Annotated in this window: 19 protein-coding genes; 13 read left to right on the top strand and 6 right to left on the bottom strand. The window is 66.9% G+C overall.

From position 1 onward, the window contains the following. Window positions 1-39: 39 nt before the first annotated feature. Both IB227_RS17485 and IB227_RS17480 read left to right on the top strand, forming a co-directional pair. Window positions 40-264: a DUF6116 family protein gene (locus IB227_RS17485; protein WP_132864170.1), complete on the top strand. Its 225-nt coding sequence runs from the start codon at window positions 40-42 to the stop codon at window positions 262-264. 3 nt (window positions 265-267) lie between these two features. After that, window positions 268-1,032 carry a TatD family hydrolase gene (locus tag IB227_RS17480; protein ID WP_192288443.1) on the top strand — a complete coding sequence of 255 codons (765 nt, stop codon included), beginning with the start codon at window positions 268-270 and terminating at the stop codon, window positions 1,030-1,032. A 35-nt stretch (window positions 1,033-1,067) separates the two neighbouring features. On the opposite strand, the gene IB227_RS17475 is transcribed toward IB227_RS17480, so the two are convergent. Then, the gene (locus IB227_RS17475) at window positions 1,068-1,862 is read right to left on the bottom strand and encodes a tRNA threonylcarbamoyladenosine dehydratase (RefSeq protein ID WP_192288442.1); all 795 of its coding nucleotides are present in this window, start codon (window positions 1,860-1,862) and stop codon (window positions 1,068-1,070) included. 81 nt (window positions 1,863-1,943) lie between these two features. Between IB227_RS17475 and IB227_RS17470 the strand changes: the two genes are divergently transcribed. Together IB227_RS17470 and IB227_RS17465 are read left to right on the top strand one after the other, a co-directional pair. Then, the gene (locus IB227_RS17470; protein WP_132864173.1) at window positions 1,944-2,375 is read left to right on the top strand and encodes a cytochrome c; all 432 of its coding nucleotides are present in this window, start codon (window positions 1,944-1,946) and stop codon (window positions 2,373-2,375) included. Between the two features lie 117 nt (window positions 2,376-2,492). Beyond that, on the top strand, window positions 2,493-2,990 hold the full coding sequence (locus tag IB227_RS17465; protein WP_192288441.1) for a glycine zipper 2TM domain-containing protein: 498 nt from the start codon (window positions 2,493-2,495) through the stop codon (window positions 2,988-2,990). A 76-nt stretch (window positions 2,991-3,066) separates the two neighbouring features. On the opposite strand, the gene IB227_RS17460 is transcribed toward IB227_RS17465, so the two are convergent. Further along, window positions 3,067-3,276: a cold-shock protein gene (locus IB227_RS17460; RefSeq protein WP_055944114.1), complete on the bottom strand. Its 210-nt coding sequence runs from the start codon at window positions 3,274-3,276 to the stop codon at window positions 3,067-3,069. A gap of 233 nt (window positions 3,277-3,509) precedes the next feature. On the opposite strand from IB227_RS17460, the gene IB227_RS17455 reads away from it, so the two are divergent. From IB227_RS17455 to arsC, 3 genes are all read left to right on the top strand, one after another. After that, window positions 3,510-3,998: a DUF456 domain-containing protein gene (locus tag IB227_RS17455; protein ID WP_192288440.1), complete on the top strand. Its 489-nt coding sequence runs from the start codon at window positions 3,510-3,512 to the stop codon at window positions 3,996-3,998. 113 nt (window positions 3,999-4,111) lie between these two features. Further along, on the top strand, window positions 4,112-5,251 hold the full coding sequence (locus tag IB227_RS17450) for a phospholipase A (protein ID WP_192288439.1): 1,140 nt from the start codon (window positions 4,112-4,114) through the stop codon (window positions 5,249-5,251). 4 nt (window positions 5,252-5,255) lie between these two features. After that, the gene (gene arsC, locus IB227_RS17445; RefSeq protein ID WP_192288438.1) at window positions 5,256-5,606 is read left to right on the top strand and encodes an arsenate reductase (glutaredoxin); all 351 of its coding nucleotides are present in this window, start codon (window positions 5,256-5,258) and stop codon (window positions 5,604-5,606) included. 46 nt (window positions 5,607-5,652) lie between these two features. Here arsC and IB227_RS17440 read toward each other — a convergent pair whose 3' ends face one another. Continuing rightward, window positions 5,653-6,186 (bottom strand): thioredoxin domain-containing protein, encoded by a 534-nt coding sequence (locus tag IB227_RS17440; RefSeq protein WP_192288437.1) that lies wholly within the window; start codon window positions 6,184-6,186, stop codon window positions 5,653-5,655. Window positions 6,187-6,361: 175 nt separating this feature from the next. Between IB227_RS17440 and IB227_RS17435 the strand changes: the two genes are divergently transcribed. After that, complete coding sequence (locus IB227_RS17435) at window positions 6,362-7,471, top strand: sterol desaturase family protein (protein WP_192288436.1); 1,110 nt, start codon at window positions 6,362-6,364, stop codon at window positions 7,469-7,471. A gap of 54 nt (window positions 7,472-7,525) precedes the next feature. On the opposite strand, the gene IB227_RS17430 is transcribed toward IB227_RS17435, so the two are convergent. The 3 genes from IB227_RS17430 to IB227_RS17420 form a co-directional block, all read right to left on the bottom strand. After that, complete coding sequence (locus tag IB227_RS17430; RefSeq protein WP_192288435.1) at window positions 7,526-8,161, bottom strand: glutathione S-transferase family protein; 636 nt, start codon at window positions 8,159-8,161, stop codon at window positions 7,526-7,528. A gap of 115 nt (window positions 8,162-8,276) precedes the next feature. Continuing rightward, window positions 8,277-8,588 carry a hypothetical protein gene (locus tag IB227_RS17425; protein ID WP_192288434.1) on the bottom strand — a complete coding sequence of 104 codons (312 nt, stop codon included), beginning with the start codon at window positions 8,586-8,588 and terminating at the stop codon, window positions 8,277-8,279. 530 nt (window positions 8,589-9,118) lie between these two features. Further along, a complete protein-coding gene (locus IB227_RS17420; protein ID WP_192288433.1) occupies window positions 9,119-10,636 on the bottom strand; it encodes a fumarate hydratase in 1,518 nt (505 codons plus the stop codon). Window positions 10,637-10,843: 207 nt separating this feature from the next. Here IB227_RS17420 and IB227_RS17415 point away from each other — a divergent pair, with 207 nt between their 5' ends. The 5 genes from IB227_RS17415 (at window position 10,844) to IB227_RS17395 (ending at window position 15,263) form a co-directional block, all read left to right on the top strand. Beyond that, on the top strand, window positions 10,844-11,743 hold the full coding sequence (locus tag IB227_RS17415) for an RNA polymerase sigma-70 factor (protein ID WP_192288432.1): 900 nt from the start codon (window positions 10,844-10,846) through the stop codon (window positions 11,741-11,743). 33 nt (window positions 11,744-11,776) lie between these two features. After that, window positions 11,777-12,226: a carboxymuconolactone decarboxylase family protein gene (locus tag IB227_RS17410; protein ID WP_192288431.1), complete on the top strand. Its 450-nt coding sequence runs from the start codon at window positions 11,777-11,779 to the stop codon at window positions 12,224-12,226. A gap of 78 nt (window positions 12,227-12,304) precedes the next feature. After that, a complete protein-coding gene (locus tag IB227_RS17405) occupies window positions 12,305-12,949 on the top strand; it encodes a trimeric intracellular cation channel family protein (protein WP_132864185.1) in 645 nt (214 codons plus the stop codon). A 74-nt stretch (window positions 12,950-13,023) separates the two neighbouring features. Beyond that, the gene (locus IB227_RS17400; RefSeq protein WP_192288430.1) at window positions 13,024-13,341 is read left to right on the top strand and encodes a BON domain-containing protein; all 318 of its coding nucleotides are present in this window, start codon (window positions 13,024-13,026) and stop codon (window positions 13,339-13,341) included. 50 nt (window positions 13,342-13,391) lie between these two features. Next, a complete protein-coding gene (locus IB227_RS17395; RefSeq protein ID WP_192288429.1) occupies window positions 13,392-15,263 on the top strand; it encodes an ABC transporter ATP-binding protein in 1,872 nt (623 codons plus the stop codon). Window positions 15,264-15,428 lie beyond the last annotated feature (165 nt).

Below are 15,428 nucleotides of genomic sequence, written 5' to 3'. Positions count from 1 at the left end.
ATATCGCGGTTGTTGTACTCCCCAACCACAGGATTTGCCATGTCCCTGATGCTGACGCCGTTTATGGAGTGGGCGCGCAAGCTGCGCTACCCGACCCTGTTCAAGATCACGGCAGGCCTGTTCCTCGTCACGTTGCTGCTGCCGGACCCGATCCCGTTCCTGGACGAGATCCTGTTCGGGCTGGGTACGCTGCTGCTGGCCAACTGGAAGCGACGCAAGGACCCGTCCGATGCGCCGCAGGTGCTGCCGCCACGCAAGTCCTGACCCGTGCAACTGGTCGACAGCCACTGTCACCTCGATGCCGATGCGTTTGACGCCGACCGCGCGGCGGTGATCGCGCGCGCGCAGGCGGCCGGGGTGATCGCGCAGGTGGTGCCGGCGGTGACCGCGGCCAGCTGGCCCAAGCTGCGCCAGAGCTGCACGCTCGCCCCCGGCCTGTTCCCGGCCTACGGGCTGCACCCGATGTTCCTGGCCGAACACCGGCCGCAACACCTGCAGCAGCTGGACGAATGGATCACCCGCCAATCCCCGCGCGCCATCGGCGAATGCGGCCTGGACTTCTTCATTGAAGACCGGGACCCCGAAGCACAGCGGTTCTATTTCCAGGGCCAGCTCGACCTGGCCCACCGCCACCGGCTGCCGCTGGTGGTGCATGCCCGCCGCGCGGTGGACGAAGTCATCCTGCGCATCCGCCGCACCGGCGGGCTGCAGGGGGTGGTCCACAGCTTTTCCGGCAGTCCGGAACAGGCCCGCCAGTTATGGCAACTGGGGTTCCTGATCGGCCTTGGTGGCCCCCTCACCTATCCCCGCGCCAACCGCCTGCGCACGCTGGTGGCGCAGATGCCATTGGAGTTCCTGCTGCTGGAGACCGATGCGCCGGACCAGCCGGACGCCGGCATCCGTGGCCAGCGCAACGAACCGGCCCGGCTGGCCAGCGTCCTGGAAACCGTCGCCGAGCTGCGCGGACAGGCGCCGGAAGAAATCGCCGCGCAGACCACCGCCAACGCGCAACGCCTGTTCGGACTGCCGTAGGGGCGGCCCGGGCCGCGAAGTTCGCGAAGGTGCTCCTACGTGCCTTTCTTCTTCAGCAGGACTTCCAGCGCCTTGCCGACCGCGGCGAAGGCGAATGCCCCGGTGATGTGGGTGGCCGCGCCCAGTCCGGCACCACAGTCCAGCTTCATCGCCTCGTCCGGGCCCAGGTTCGGGCGCAGGCCGCACACGCTACCGTCGGCCTGCGGGTACTTCACGTTCTCCAGCGAGTACACCGCCGACACGCCGAAGTAGCGCTGCGGGTTCTTCGGGAAGTTGAATTCGGCGCGCAGCTTCTTGCGGATCAGCGCCATCATCGCGTCGTGCTCGGTACGCGACACGTCGCGCACCCGCACCAGGGTCGGGTCGGTGCGTCCGCCGGCCGCGCCGACGGTGATCATCGGCAGCTTGCGGCGGCGGCACCAGGCAATGGCCTCCACCTTGACCCGGAAGCTGTCGCAGGCATCGATCACCAGGTCGAAGTTGCGGTCCAGCAGTTCGGCCATGTTCGAACCGGTCAGGAACGACTCCACCGCCTCGACCTCGATGTCGGGGTTGATCGCCTTGCAGCGCTCGGCCATGGCCAGCGCCTTGTTGCGGCCGTACTGGCCCGCCAGCGCGGGCAGCTGCCGGTTGGTGTTGGACACGCAGATGTCGTCGGCGTCGATCAGGCTCAGGTGCCCGACCGCCGAGCGCGCCAGCGCCTCGACCACCCAGGACCCCACCCCGCCCATGCCGACCACGGCCACCCGGCAGCCGGCCAGGTGCTCGATGGTCCCGGCACCGTACAGCCGGTCGATGCCGGCGAATCGCTCACGCAGTTGTTCTTTCATCCGCCCATTTTAGCCGGGACGGCATAATGGCCGGGCAGTACCCCTACAACGACCATGCCACGTAGCCCGGAGCCAACGCATATGTCCGAACCCGTCCGCCAGCCGTCCAAGGCTGCCCGTTATCTCTATGTCCTCATCGCCGGCCTGCTGATCGGCGTGGTGGCGACGGTGATGGGCATGCGTGCCATCCAGGCCCGCCAGGACCATTTCCCCGACAGCCTGATGACGGTGATGTCCAAGCAGGTGCAACTGCTGGGCGAAAGCCAGAAGCAGAACCGCTGCACCATCAACGACACCGCCCCGCGCGTGCAGACCCTGCGCGCCCTGGCCAACGACCTGGAAGTCGCCTTCCCCGGCCTGCGTGACGACGAGCGGTTCCAGCAGCACGCCAACCGCTTCCGGGCCACCCTCAACGACGCCCTGGCCAAGCCGGCGGCGGACTGTGCCAGCCTGGCGGCGCTGTCCCAGAAGATCGGCAGCGACTGCAAGAGCTGCCACCAGGACTTCAAGTAATCCATCGGTGAATATCGCGTTCACATGTGGTTGGCCCTCCATTCACATGTGAAACGACAGGATCTACGCCGTCGGGTAAGCACTTACCTTTTTGTTCACTGGCGAAGGAGAAGCACCATGAAGATTCAGTTGATCGCCGCAGGCGCCATTGCCAGTCTGGCTCTGGCCGGTTGCGCCACGTCGCCCGGTTACGGCGGCGGCTACAACGGTGGTGGTAACAACTACGGTGGCGGCTACGGGAGTGGCAACAACTACAACCAGAACCGCTGCGCCGATTGCGGCATCGTCACCCGCATCAACGCCGTGTCCTCCGGCCGCACCGCACCGACGGCGACCGGCGCGATCCTGGGCGGCATCGTCGGCGCCGTGGCCGGCCATGAGATCTCCGACCACACCGGCGGCAGCAAGGGCAACCAGAACATCGCCGCCGTGGCCGGCGCCGCCGCCGGCGCGCTGGCAGGCAACAAGATCCAGCAGAACGTCACCGGCGAGTCCTATGACATCCAGGTGCGCATGGACGACGGCCGCGTGATCATGGTCAACCAGAAGAACCTCAACGGCGTGGCAGAGAATGCCTACGTCCGCGTGGTCAATGGCCGCGTGGTACTGCGCTGATCCAGGCAACCGCCACGCCGAAAAAGGAAAGGCCCGCTTGCGCGGGCCTTTCTTTTGTCATGCCAGCCTGTCTGTATCAGACCGGCTGCACGGCGTCGGCCTGCAGGCCCTTCTGGCCCTGGACGACGGTGAAGGAGACCTTCTGGCCTTCCTTCAGGCTCTTGAAGCCCTGAGTCTGGATGGCGCGGAAGTGCACGAACACATCCTCACCATTCTCACGGCTGATGAAGCCAAAGCCCTTGGCATCGTTGAACCACTTGACGGTACCGGTTTCGCGATCGGACATCTCGACTAACTCCCTGTTGCTCTCTCTCGTTTGATGGAACGCCCCGGAAGGCGGCTGATTGCAAGGAGGAAGCGAGGTGCAACGATGCAGCAAATCGTGCGATCTACCCATCAGGCCACGATTCACGGTGACCTTGCCAAGCTCAGCGGCTGCAACTTAACCCGGGAAAAATCAAATTGCAATCCCGGTGAAGCCGTTAAAGTCAACCCCCAATGGACCCTTTCAGAACCAATATGGACTATTCATTCATCTTCTATACGGTTGCGGCCCTGCTCGTATTGACCGGCATCGCCGGCATCATCCTGCCCGCGCTGCCCGGAGTCCCGCTGGTGTTCGTGGGCCTACTGGTGGCCGCCTGGACGGAAGGGTTCGAACGGGTCGGCTGGATCACGCTGGTCGTGCTTGGCGTTTTGACCGTCATTTCCATCATCATCGACGTCATATCGACGGTGATCGGCGCAAAGAAGGTGGGCGCCAGCCGCCTGGCGCTGGTCGGCTCGGCGGTCGGTACGGTGGCCGGCCTGTTCTTCATGCCGATCGGTCTGTTCGTCGGCCCCTTCCTGGGCGCGCTGGGCGGCGAGTACCTGCACGGGCGCAAGCTGGGCCAGGCGACCAAGGTCGGCCTCGGCACCTGGCTGGGCATCGTGCTGGGCGTGGCCTTCAAGCTGGGCCTGGCCATGACCATGGTCGCAGTGTTCGCGGTGGCGTGGTTCGTCAACTGAGCGCGCGGCCAAGACTCCCCCTACACGGGGCAATCGCCGACAATGTCCGCCGGAGCACGGATGCCGCTTTGCTGCGGAAGTCCCCGGCCCTTTGCCATGACCGGAACCCCACCATGCCGAACACGCCCCTTCGCTATGCCCTGCTGACCGCCCTGGCCAGCGCCAGCGCCCCCGCGCTGGCCCAGGAATCCCTCACCGCCCCCGCATCGCCACAGGCCTGCTTCGCGCTGGACTCCGACGCCGCGCGCCTGGCCTGCTACGACAGCGCGCTGGGGCGCACTCCGGCCGACACCCGTGCCGCCGATGCCGCGGCAAACGCCGCGCAGGCCGCTCGCAAGGAAGCCAAGGTCAGTGCCAAGGCCCTGGATGAGGAGGACCCGCGCCGCAACGAGCTGTTCGCCCACGACGAGCTGGCGGCAATGGCCGCCAACGCCGGCCGCGGCTCGCTGCTGGACAGCCGCTGGGAGCTGGCCAAGGACTCCAAGCTCGGCCTGTTCCAGCTGCGCGCCTACAAGCCGGTGTACCTGCTGCCCGCATTCTGGAGCAGCAAGCCCAACGAGATGCCGCACTCGCCCAATCCCAACAACACGGTCACCGAGCCGGAAGCACTGAACAGCACCGAGCTGAAGTTCCAGCTCAGCTTCAAGACCAAGGTGGCCGAGAACCTGTTCGGCGACAACGGCGACATCTGGGTCGGTTACACCCAGAGCTCGCGCTGGCAGGCCTACAATAGCGAACTGTCGCGCCCGTTCCGCGAGACCAACTACGAACCGGAAGTGATGCTGGCCTTCCGCAACGGCTATTCGCTGCTGGGCTGGAACGGCCGCATGACCGGCATCAGCCTCAACCACCAGTCCAACGGCCGCAGCGACCCGCTGTCGCGCAGCTGGAACCGGGTGATCTTCAACTTCGGCCTGGACCGCGAGAACTGGGCCCTGATGCTGCGCCCGTGGTACCGCATCCCCGAAGGCGACCGCGACGACAACAACCCGGACATCGAGGACTACATCGGCCGTGGCGATGCCACCCTGGTGTACAACCGCAATGGCCACGAACTGGCCATCACCGGCCGCCACTCGCTGCGCAGCGGCGACCGCTCGCATGGCTCGCTGCAGGTGGACTACGGCTTCCCGATCAACAACCTGCTGCGCGGCCACGTGCAGGTGTTCGATGGTTATGGCGAGAGCATGATCGACTACAACCACCGGGCCACCTACATCGGCGTTGGCGTCTCCCTGCTGGAGTGGTACTAAGGCAATGAAGGCAACCCTCTGGCACAACAACCGCTGCTCCAATTCACGTGGCGCGCTGGCCCTGCTGCAGGAAGCCCGCGTGGACGTGGAGGTCATCAACTACCTGGAGACACCGCCTTCGATCGCCGAGCTGCGCACGCTGCTTGCCGAAATGGGCATGCCTGCCCGCGACCTGCTGCGCAGCAAGGAGACGGCGTATGCCGAGCTGGGCCTTGCCGACAAGCTGGACGACGAGCCGGCGCTGGTCCAGGCCATGCATGCCCACCCCGTCCTGATCAACCGGCCGATCGTGCGCACCGCCAAGGGCACCGCCCTGTGCCGCCCGCCGGAGACGGTGCTGCAGCTGATCGACTGAGCCGCCTGGCGTGGCCGTCCACTGGCGGCCACGGTCTGCGCGCCATTCAGCGCTCTGCGGCCTTCGCCGCGACGATCGCGTCGTACAACTCCTCGAAGCTCTTGCTGGGCTGGAACAGCCGGCCATTGATGAAGAACGTCGGCGTGCCGCCGACGCCACTGCGCAGGGCGCCATCGATGTCATCCTGGATGCGCCGCATGAAGCGGGCATCCTCCATCGCGGCAACCAGCCCGTCCTCCGGCAGGCCCAGTTCGCGCATCAGCTCCCGGTAGATCACCTCACCCAGCTGCTGCTGGCTGCGGAACAGGGCATCGTGGGCCGGCCAGAACTGCCCCTGCGCTGCGGCATACTCGGCCGTGATCGCCGCCGGCAGCGCCTGCGGGTGCGACTGGACCAGCGGGAAGTTGCGGAACACCACGCAAAGCTCGTCGCCGAACCGCTGCTGCAGCCGCTTCACCAGCGAGAACGCCTCGCCGCAGTAGGGGCACTGGTAATCGGCATACTCGACCAGCACCACGGGCGCATCCAGCCGCCCCTGGTAATGGTCCTGCGCACTTACCGGAACACTCAGCACACTCATCGGCTCACTCCGGACAGGAATCAACGGCGTCGCACCATCGCCCAGCACCCCGGGCGCGTGCTCTGCCGGCCACGCTACGCCTGGACCCGCGCAGCCCGCGTGAAACCGCCCTCCCCTCTTTCCCATGCCGGGAACGGCGGGCAGAATCCCTGCGAGCCCGACAGGAAGTCCGTGTATGACCCGACCGCATCGTTCGTTCTTCGCCTATGGTTCTGCCCTGCTGGGGGTGCTGAGCCTGATGGCGGTCGCCTGCTTCCACTTCCCCGAACTGCTGACCAGCCGCGAGTTCCGCGCCGTCTACAACGAGCAGTTCGCCCGCCACCTGCTGCTGGTCGGGCTGGCCGCGGCCTTCATCATGGGCACCTTCGCCATCCTGCGTGACCGCAACAAGCGCATCGCCACCCTGGGCGTGGGCACGGCCACCCTCGCGGTACTGCTGGGCGGCACCAACGTGCAGTTCGACCCGGTCGGGCAGACGCCGTACTCGCTCGGCCTGGATTGGTTCGTGCTTTCCCTGTTCTTCTCGGCGCTGGTGTTCGTGCCGCTGGAGCGCTACCTGGGCAAGCGCGTGCTGTCGCCGCTGCGGCCCGGCTGGCGCACCGACGTGGGCTACTTCTTCATGAGCCACGTGTTGGTGCAGTTCATCCTGATCCTGGTGACCGCCTCCACCTCAACCATCGCCGGGCTTGCAGCGTTTCCTTCATTGAAAGCGTTGATCCAGGCGCTGCCGGTCTGGGCGCAGTTCCTGATCGCCGTGTTCGTGGCCGACATGGCCCAGGCCCTGTTGCATCGCGCGTACCACAACATTCCCTGGCTCTGGCGTTTCCACGCGGTGCACCACTCCAGCCGCCACATGGACTGGCTGGCCGGCTCGCGCATCCACATCGTCGAGATCGTGATGACGCGCAGCGCGGTGCTGCTGCCGCTGCTGGTCCTGGGCTTTTCCACGCCCGCGGTGAACGCCTACGTGATCCTGGTCGGCCTGCAGGCCGTGCTGGCGCACGCCAACCTGGGCATCCGCTTCGGCTGGCTGGAGTACCTGCTGGTGCTGCCGCGCTACCACCACTGGCACCACGCGCGGCAGAAGGAATACGTGGACGTGAACTACGCCATCCACCTGCCGTTGGTGGACATGCTGATGGGCACCTTCAAGCTGCCGCGCGACCAGGCACAGTGGCCGGAAGAGTACGGCGTGATGAAGCTGGAGACGGTGCCGAAGGGGATCATCCAGCAGCACCTCATGCCGTTCCAGGGCGGGCGCAAGTACGAGGACTTCGTGGATTGAAGCCGGGCTTGGCGCCTTGCCGTCGCGCGAAGGCGGCGTTGGGGCGCCGCCAACTCACGTCCAGTCGGTGATGCCCTCGCGGCGGTAGACCTCGGCGAATGCCGGGCGCGCCTTCATGCGTGCGGCATGCGCGGCCAGCACCGGCCACTGGTCGGTCGGGCGCGGCATGTTGCGGCTCCAGCGCATCAGCATGGTCAGCAGGAAATCGACCACGCTGGCCTGCTCACCCAGCACGTAGGGACCATGCGCCTGCAGGTGGTCGGCCATCTGCTGCCAGGCCGCTTCCAGCTGCAGGCGCGCGCGCTGCTTCACCTCGGCGACGTTGGCCTCACCGGCCGGCTCTTCCGGGTAGAACCAGGCGCGATAGGCCGGCATCAGCGTGTACACGCAGAAGCAGATCCAGCGGTAGTAATCGCCCCGCGCCGGACTGCCCGGCAGCGGCGCCAGTCCGGCCTGCGGGTGCAGATCGGCCAGGTGCATGGCGATGGCCGCCGATTCGGTCAGCACCTGCCCGTCCAGAACCAGCGTGGGCACGCGGCCGGCCGGATTCAGCGCCAGGTAGTCGGCCGACTTCTGCTCGCGGCGGTCGAAGTCCAGCTGGTGCAGTTCGTGCTCGATGCCCAGTTCGAGCAACAGCCAGTGCACGACCAGCGAGGCGGTGCTTTGCGAGCCATACAACACGACGGACATGGGCAGCTTCCAAAGGGGTGATGCGGCATTCTAGCCTCGGCAGGAGCGGCCTCGGCCGCGAAGCCAGCACACATTCAAACCTTCCCAGCCTCGCGCCCGAAGGCGCTCCTGCGGTCTATTGGCAGCCGGCCATGCAGCTGTTGAGGCGCTCGCCGCACACTGCCGCGGCCGAACGGTTCTGGCAGAACGCCTGCGAGGTCTGGCAGGCACCACGCAGCTCCGGGTTGGTGATCTTGTCGCACTGGTTGTTCCGGCCCGCCTCGCCGCAATCCCCGTAACTGCGCGGGTTGGCATTGCAGGCCTGGTAACGGCTCTGGCAATAGGTCACGCAGGCCGCCGGATCTCCCTTCGGTGCCACCTCCCGGTAGCTACCACACCCCAGCAGCAAAGCGGCCAGAACCCCTGACAGCACGATGGAAGCTCGCATGACTTTTCCCTTCCTGACAATGGTGACCGCAGTCAGCGCTCGATCACCCGACCGCCGCACTCAACCACACAACTACGCCAAGACGCCTCGCATGGCCCGGTGCTGGCCACCACGCCTGGACAGAATGAGCCCGCGCCATTGACGACCTCGCAACGCTCGACATCCTTGTCCTGCACATAAATCCGCTCACACTTGTGTTCGACCCTCTCAGCCCTGCTCTCACACAAGGATGCCTCGTTTTGGGCGAGCATTTCGGCATCGCTGATGCACAGCGTCTTGCGGCTCGAACATTGATCTACACAGATCCGCCCTGCGGCTGTCTCCGGCATGACCACCTCATAGGATCTGCAGCCGGTGACCACCACGGCAGAAGCCACTACCACAAGCCACATCCAACGATGGCACCAACCATGATCTCGCGACATGCATCCTCCCTGACCAAGTCATACCGGCAGTCAACGTGCCCGCAAACGACGATGGCCCGAGCATAGCCCGGGCCATCGCGATATCTCCAGTGACAATGGCGGGACTTACTCCACGATCACCGGAATCTTGCCGATGCGGGCCTGCCATTCGCGCGGGCCGGTCTTGTGCACCGATTCGCCGGTGGAATCCACCGCCACGGTCACCGGCATGTCCTGCACGGTGAACTCGTAGATCGCTTCCATGCCCAGGTCAGCGAAGCCAACCACCCTGGAGGCCTTGATCGCCTTGGACACCAGGTAGGCCGAACCGCCGACCGCCATCAGGTAGGCCGACTTGTTGTCACGAATGGCCTCGATCGCGGCCGGGCCACGCTCGGCCTTGCCGACCATGCCCAGCAGGCCGGTCTGCTCCAGGATCTGGCGGGTGAACTTGTCCATGCGGGTGGCGGTGGTCGGGCCGGCCGGGCCCACCACTTCGTCGCGCACCGGATCGACCGGGCCCACGTAGTAGATGAAACGGCCCTTCAGGTCGACCGGCAATTCTTCACCCTTGTTGAGCATGTCGACCATGCGCTTGTGCGCGGCGTCGCGGCCGGTCAGCAGCTTGCCGTTGAGCAGCAGGGTCTGGCCCGGCTTCCAGCTGGCCACTTCTTCCGGGGTGACGGTGTCCAGGTCGACACGGGTGCCCTTGGAGGCGTCGTAGGTGATCTGCGGCCAGTCTTCCAGCGACGGCGGGTCCAGCATCACCGGGCCGCTGCCGTCCAGGGTGAAGTGCGCATGGCGGGTGGCGGCGCAGTTCGGGATCATCGCCACCGGCAGGTTGGCGGCGTGGGTCGGGAAGTCCTTGACCTTGATGTCCAGCACCGTGGTCAGGCCGCCCAGGCCCTGTGCGCCGATGCCCAGCGCGTTGACCTTCTCGTACAGCTCCAGGCGCAGCTCTTCGGCGCGGTTGGACGCGCCACGGGCCTGCAGGTCGGTGATGTCGATCGGCTCCATCAGCGATTCCTTGGCCAGCAGCATCGCCTTCTCGGCGGTGCCGCCGATGCCGATGCCGAGCATGCCCGGCGGGCACCAGCCGGCGCCCATGGTCGGCACGGTCTTGAGCACCCAGTCAACGATGGAGTCGGACGGGTTGAGCATGGCGAACTTGCTCTTGGCCTCCGAACCACCGCCCTTGGCGGCGACGATCACATCGACCGTGTCACCCGGCACGACCTTGATGTTGACCACGCCCGGGGTGTTGTCCTTGGTGTTGGTACGCTTGCCGGCCGGGTCGGCCAGCACCGAGGCGCGCAGCTTGTTGTCCGGGTAGGCGTAGGCGCGGCGGATGCCCTCGTTGGCCATGTCCTCGACACCCATGGTGGCGTCGTCCCAGCGCACGTTCATGCCGATTTCCAGGAACACGGTGACGATGCCGGTGTCCTGGCAGATCGGGCGGTGGCCCTCGGCGCACATGCGCGAGTTGATCAGGATCTGCGCGATCGCCTCCTTGGCGGCCGGCGATTCCTCGCGCTCGTAGGCGGCGGCGAGGTTCTTGATGTAGTCGACCGGGTGGTAGTACGAGATGTACTGCAGCGCGTCGGCGACGGACTGGATGAGGTCTTCCTGCTTGATCGATGTCACGGCTTGCTCGCTTGCTGAAGGCTGGCGGGGGTTCAGCCGGGCATTTTACGCCCTGCCGCCAAGCCGTGCGCCCCGGCTGGAACGGCCCCGGCCGCGAAGCCGGGGTTCCAACCGACCCGGACATCCCTCCAATCCGTGCTCCCGTGCATCGCGCCCGGCGGCGCTCCTACACTGTCACGCCGGTCCGCGCTGCAGCGTCCTTGTCGCATGAACGCCGAAACCCCCTTCCAGACCCACCGCCCGCGCCTGATGGCGCTCGCTTACCGCCTGCTCGGCAGCCGTGCCGATGCCGAGGACGTCGTCCAGGACGCTTGGCTACGCTGGGCCGAGGCGGCCCCGGGCAGCATCGCCGACCCGGAAGCCTGGCTGGTCACCGTCACCACCCGGCTGGGGCTGGACCGCCTGCGCGCCGCCTCCCGGCAGCGCGTGGACTACATCGGCCCCTGGCTGCCGGAGCCGCTGCAGGTCTCGCTGGACCTGCCCGCCCCACCCGCCCCGGACCAGGTCCACGCCCTGGCCCAGGACCTGTCGCTGGCCTTCCTGACCCTGCTCGAACAGCTCAGCCCCGACGAACGTGCCGCCTTCCTGCTCAAGGAGGTGTTCGACCACGACTATCCGCAGATCGCCCGCCTGCTCGGCCACGGCGAAGCCAACTGCCGCCAGCTGGTCCACCGCGCCCGCCAGCGCCTGCAGGCCGGCCGGCCGCGCTTCGAAGCCGATGGCACCCAGCACCGCCAGCTGTTGGCGCGCTTCATGGACGCCTGCCAGGACGGCGACAGCGATGCCATCCAGGCCTTGCTGCACACCAATGCGCGCCTGCTTTCCGACGGCGGCGGCGTGGTGACCGCGGCGATCCGTCCGTTGCTCGGTGCCGAGCGCATCGGCCGCCTGTTCTGGGCCATCGCGCGGCGTGGTGGCGCCCAACCGGCCCGGCTGGGCAGCGTCAACGGGCAGCCGGCCATCCTGCGTTTCCACGCCGGCCAGCTGCACTCGGTCACCACCATCGAGGTGGTCGATGGCCGCATCGCCACCATCTACAGCGTGCTCAATCCGAACAAGCTGCCCACCCCTGTCACAGCCGGTGACGCTGGCGCGTCCTTGCAGTGAAAGACGGCCACCGTGGCCGTCATGGAGCCCATGATGTCTTCGTCCGACTCTCCCCGCGTCCCCTATACCCGCCTGGCTGCCGAGGCGTTCAAGGGCCTGCTCGCCACCAGCAAGGCCGTGCACGACAGCTCCATCGACGCAGACCTGCTTGAACTGGTGTTTCTGCGCGTGTCGCAGATCAATGGCTGCGGCTACTGCATGGACATGCATGCGACCACGCTGCGCAAGGCCGGCATCGAGCCGCGCAAGCTCGACACCCTGCCGGCCTGGCATGAAAGCCGCTTCTTCGATGCCCGCGAGCGCGCCGCACTGGGCTGGGCCGAAGCCCTGACCCGCCTGCCCGACGGCGCCCCGTCGCAGGCTGCCTTCGACGCCCTGGCGCCGCACTTCGATGACAAGGGCATCAGCGACCTGAGCATGGGCGTGGCGGTGATCAACGCCTGGAACCGGCTGGGCGCGGGCCTGCTGCCACCGCTGCCCTGAGAAAGCGCCAGGCAAGCACCCGGCCAGCGTCGCCTGGTCCGATGGCCGGTTCCCGCGCCAGACCGCACAATACGCGGCATGGGAACCCTCGTCCTGATCCTCGACCTCATCGGCACCTTCGTCTTCGCCCTGTCCGGGGCGACGATGGGGGTGCGCCGGCGGCTGGATATCTTCGGCGTGCTGGTGCTGTCCTTCGCCGCCGCACTGGCCGGCGGCATCACCCGTGACCTGCTGATCGGCGCCACCCCGGTGGCCGCGATCAGTGACTGGCGCTACCCGGCCATCACCTTGGCCGCGGGCGTGGTGACGTTCTTCTGGGCACCGCTGATCGAGCGCCTGCAGTACCCGGTGCGGATGTTCGATGCGATGGGCCTGGCCCTGTTCGCGGTGGCCGGCACGCAGAAGGCGCTGGCGTTCGGCATCGCCCCGCCGATGGCCGCCGCGTTGGGCATGTTGACCGGCATCGGCGGCGGCATCGCCCGCGATGTACTGCTCGCGCAGGTGCCGCTGGTGCTGCAGGCCGAGCTGTACGCGGTGGCCGCGCTGGCCGGCGCGGCAGTGGTGGCCGTGGGCTACTGGCTGGGCCTGCCGCCCCTGCCCTGCGCACTGGCCGGCGCCGCGCTGTGCTTCGGGCTGCGCATGATGGCCATGCATTTCGGCTGGCACCTGCCGGTGGCGCTGCAGTCCTCCGATCCGCCACCGCCGGAAGGCCCGCGCCGCTGAGCCTGCCGAACGAGAAGTAACGACATGCTCACGCCGCTTGCGCCATGTTGGGGCTTCTTTTGCAGGAGACGACCATGGCAGCACAACGTTCCGACACCCTGATTGGCGATGACGTGGTCCGCAGCCTCGGCCAGCAGGGCCAGTCCTCGCAGGTCCTGGTTCAGGTCAAGGATGGGCAGGTCACGCTGTCCGGTGACGTCCCCAGCACCGCCGCCAAACAGCAGGTCGAACAGCTGGTGGCTGGCATTGATGGCGTGCGCGGCGTGCACAACCACCTCAATGTCGACACCGGCACCCGCTCGTTCGGTGAGCGCGGCCAAGCCGTGCGCGACAACCCCGATGGCCGCGACGACGCACAGATGGGCGACATCGACCTCGGCAAGGACGGCTGAACGCAGCGGTACGCGGTAACCTGAAGCGGCCCCCGTCCGCCTGAGCCGCCATGCCGCATCCCGCTTCCGCACCGACCAACGCCTCGGGCAAGCAACCCAGTTTCCGTGAGCGCGTGGACGCCATGCGCAACCTGCCGCCGTTCCTGCGGCAGGTCTGGCAGACCAGCCGCTGGTTGACCCTCACCAGCCTGGGCCTGCGCCTGATCCGCGCGCTGATGCCGGTGGCGATGCTGTACGTGGGCAAGCTGATCATCGACGAGGCCGTGCGCCTGGCCGGTGCCGGCGCGATGCCGCCGCTGGGCGAGGCGCTGGCCAGCGGCCACCTCAACACCCTGCTGGAACTGCTGCTGCTCGAACTGGGCATCGCCATCGGCTCGGACCTGCTCGGCCGGCTGGTCAACTACGCCGATTCATTGCTGTCGGAGCTGTTCACCAACGCCACCAGCGTGCGCCTGATGGAGCACGCCGCCGAGCTGGACCTGGAGGACTTCGAGGACCCGGACCTGCAGGACAAGCTCGACCGCGCCCGGCGCCAGACCATGGGCCGCATGAGCCTGATGGCGCAGCTGTTCGGGCAGGCGCAGGACATGATCACCGTGATCAGCTTCGCCGCCGGGCTGGTGATGTACGCACCGTGGCTGATGCTGTTGCTGGCGGTGGCGCTGGTGCCGGCCTTCATCGGCGAATCACACTTCAACACGCTGGGCTATTCGCTCAATTTCAGCTGGACGCCGGAGCGGCGCCAGCTTGACTACCTGCGCCAGGTCGGCGCCAGCGTCGAGACCGCCAAGGAGGTGAAGATCTTCAACCTCCACCGCTTCCTGATCGACCGCTACAAGCTGCTGGCCGAACGCTTCTACCGCGCCAACCGCGCCTTGGCACGCAAGCGTGCGGTATGGGGCACGCTGCTGGCTGCGCTCGGCACGCTGGGCTACTACGCCGCCTATGCCTACATCGCCTGGCGCACCATCCGTGGCGAGTTCAGCATCGGCGACCTGACCTTCCTGTCGGGCAGCTTCATGCGCCTGCGCCAACTGCTCGAAGGCCTGCTGAGCGGCTTCTCGCAGGTGGCCAGCCAGGCGCTGTACCTGGACGACCTGTTCTCGTTCTTCGCGATCAAGCCCGAGATCCATTCCACCCCGGATGCCATCGCCATCCCGCGTCCCATCCGCGAGGGCTTCGTGTTCGAGAACGTCGGCTTCCGCTACCCCGATGCCGAGCGCTGGGCGGTGCGGCACCTCGACTTCCAGTTGCGTGCGGGCGAAGTGATCGCGCTGGTCGGCGAGAACGGTGCCGGCAAGACCACCCTGGTCAAGCTGCTGGCACGGCTGTACGACCCCGATGAAGGCCGCATCCTGCTCGATGGCCGCGACCTGCGCGATTACGACCTGGATGACCTGCGCGCCAACATGGGGGTGATCTTCCAGGACTTCGTGCGCTACCACCTGTCTGCCGGGGAGAACATCGGCGTCGGGCTGGTCGAAGCCATGGACGACCAGGCCCGCATCCGCGATGCCGCCCATCGCGCGTTGGCCGACGAGGTGATCGAAGGCCTGCCCAATGGCTACGCGCAGTTGATCGGCCGCCGCTTCAAGACCGGCGTGGATTTGTCCGGCGGCCAGTGGCAGAAGATCGCCATCGCCCGCGCCTACATGCGCGATGCGCAGGTGATGATCCTCGACGAGCCCACCGCCGCGTTGGACGCACGCGCCGAGTTCGAGGTGTTCCAGCGCTTCAAGGAATTGTCGGACAACCGCACCGCCGTGCTGATCTCGCACCGCTTCTCCTCGGTGCGCATGGCCGACCGTATCCTGGTGCTGGCCGACGGCCGCATCGAGGCCAGCGGCACCCACGCGCAGTTGATGACCGAAGGTGGCCGCTACGCCGAGCTGTTCGAGCTGCAGGCGGCGGGTTACCGCTGAGCCGGGAAGCCAGCGGAGGGTGCCGAGCCATGTCCACTCCCCAACCGCCCCCTCGCCAGCGGCAAAGGGAGGGCGCCGAACCGCCTCTCCGGTGATGGGACCGGGCAAATCGCCTCAAATGCGATTCATTCCCATTTGGGTCAATTCGGCTAGAATACCCGCGAC

The organism is Stenotrophomonas sp. STM01 (assembly GCF_014852135.1).
Classification (GTDB): Bacteria; Pseudomonadota; Gammaproteobacteria; order Xanthomonadales; family Xanthomonadaceae; genus Stenotrophomonas; species Stenotrophomonas capsici.
Note: the sequence above shows the minus strand (reverse complement) of the source record. Positions and strands in the feature narration are given on the sequence as shown.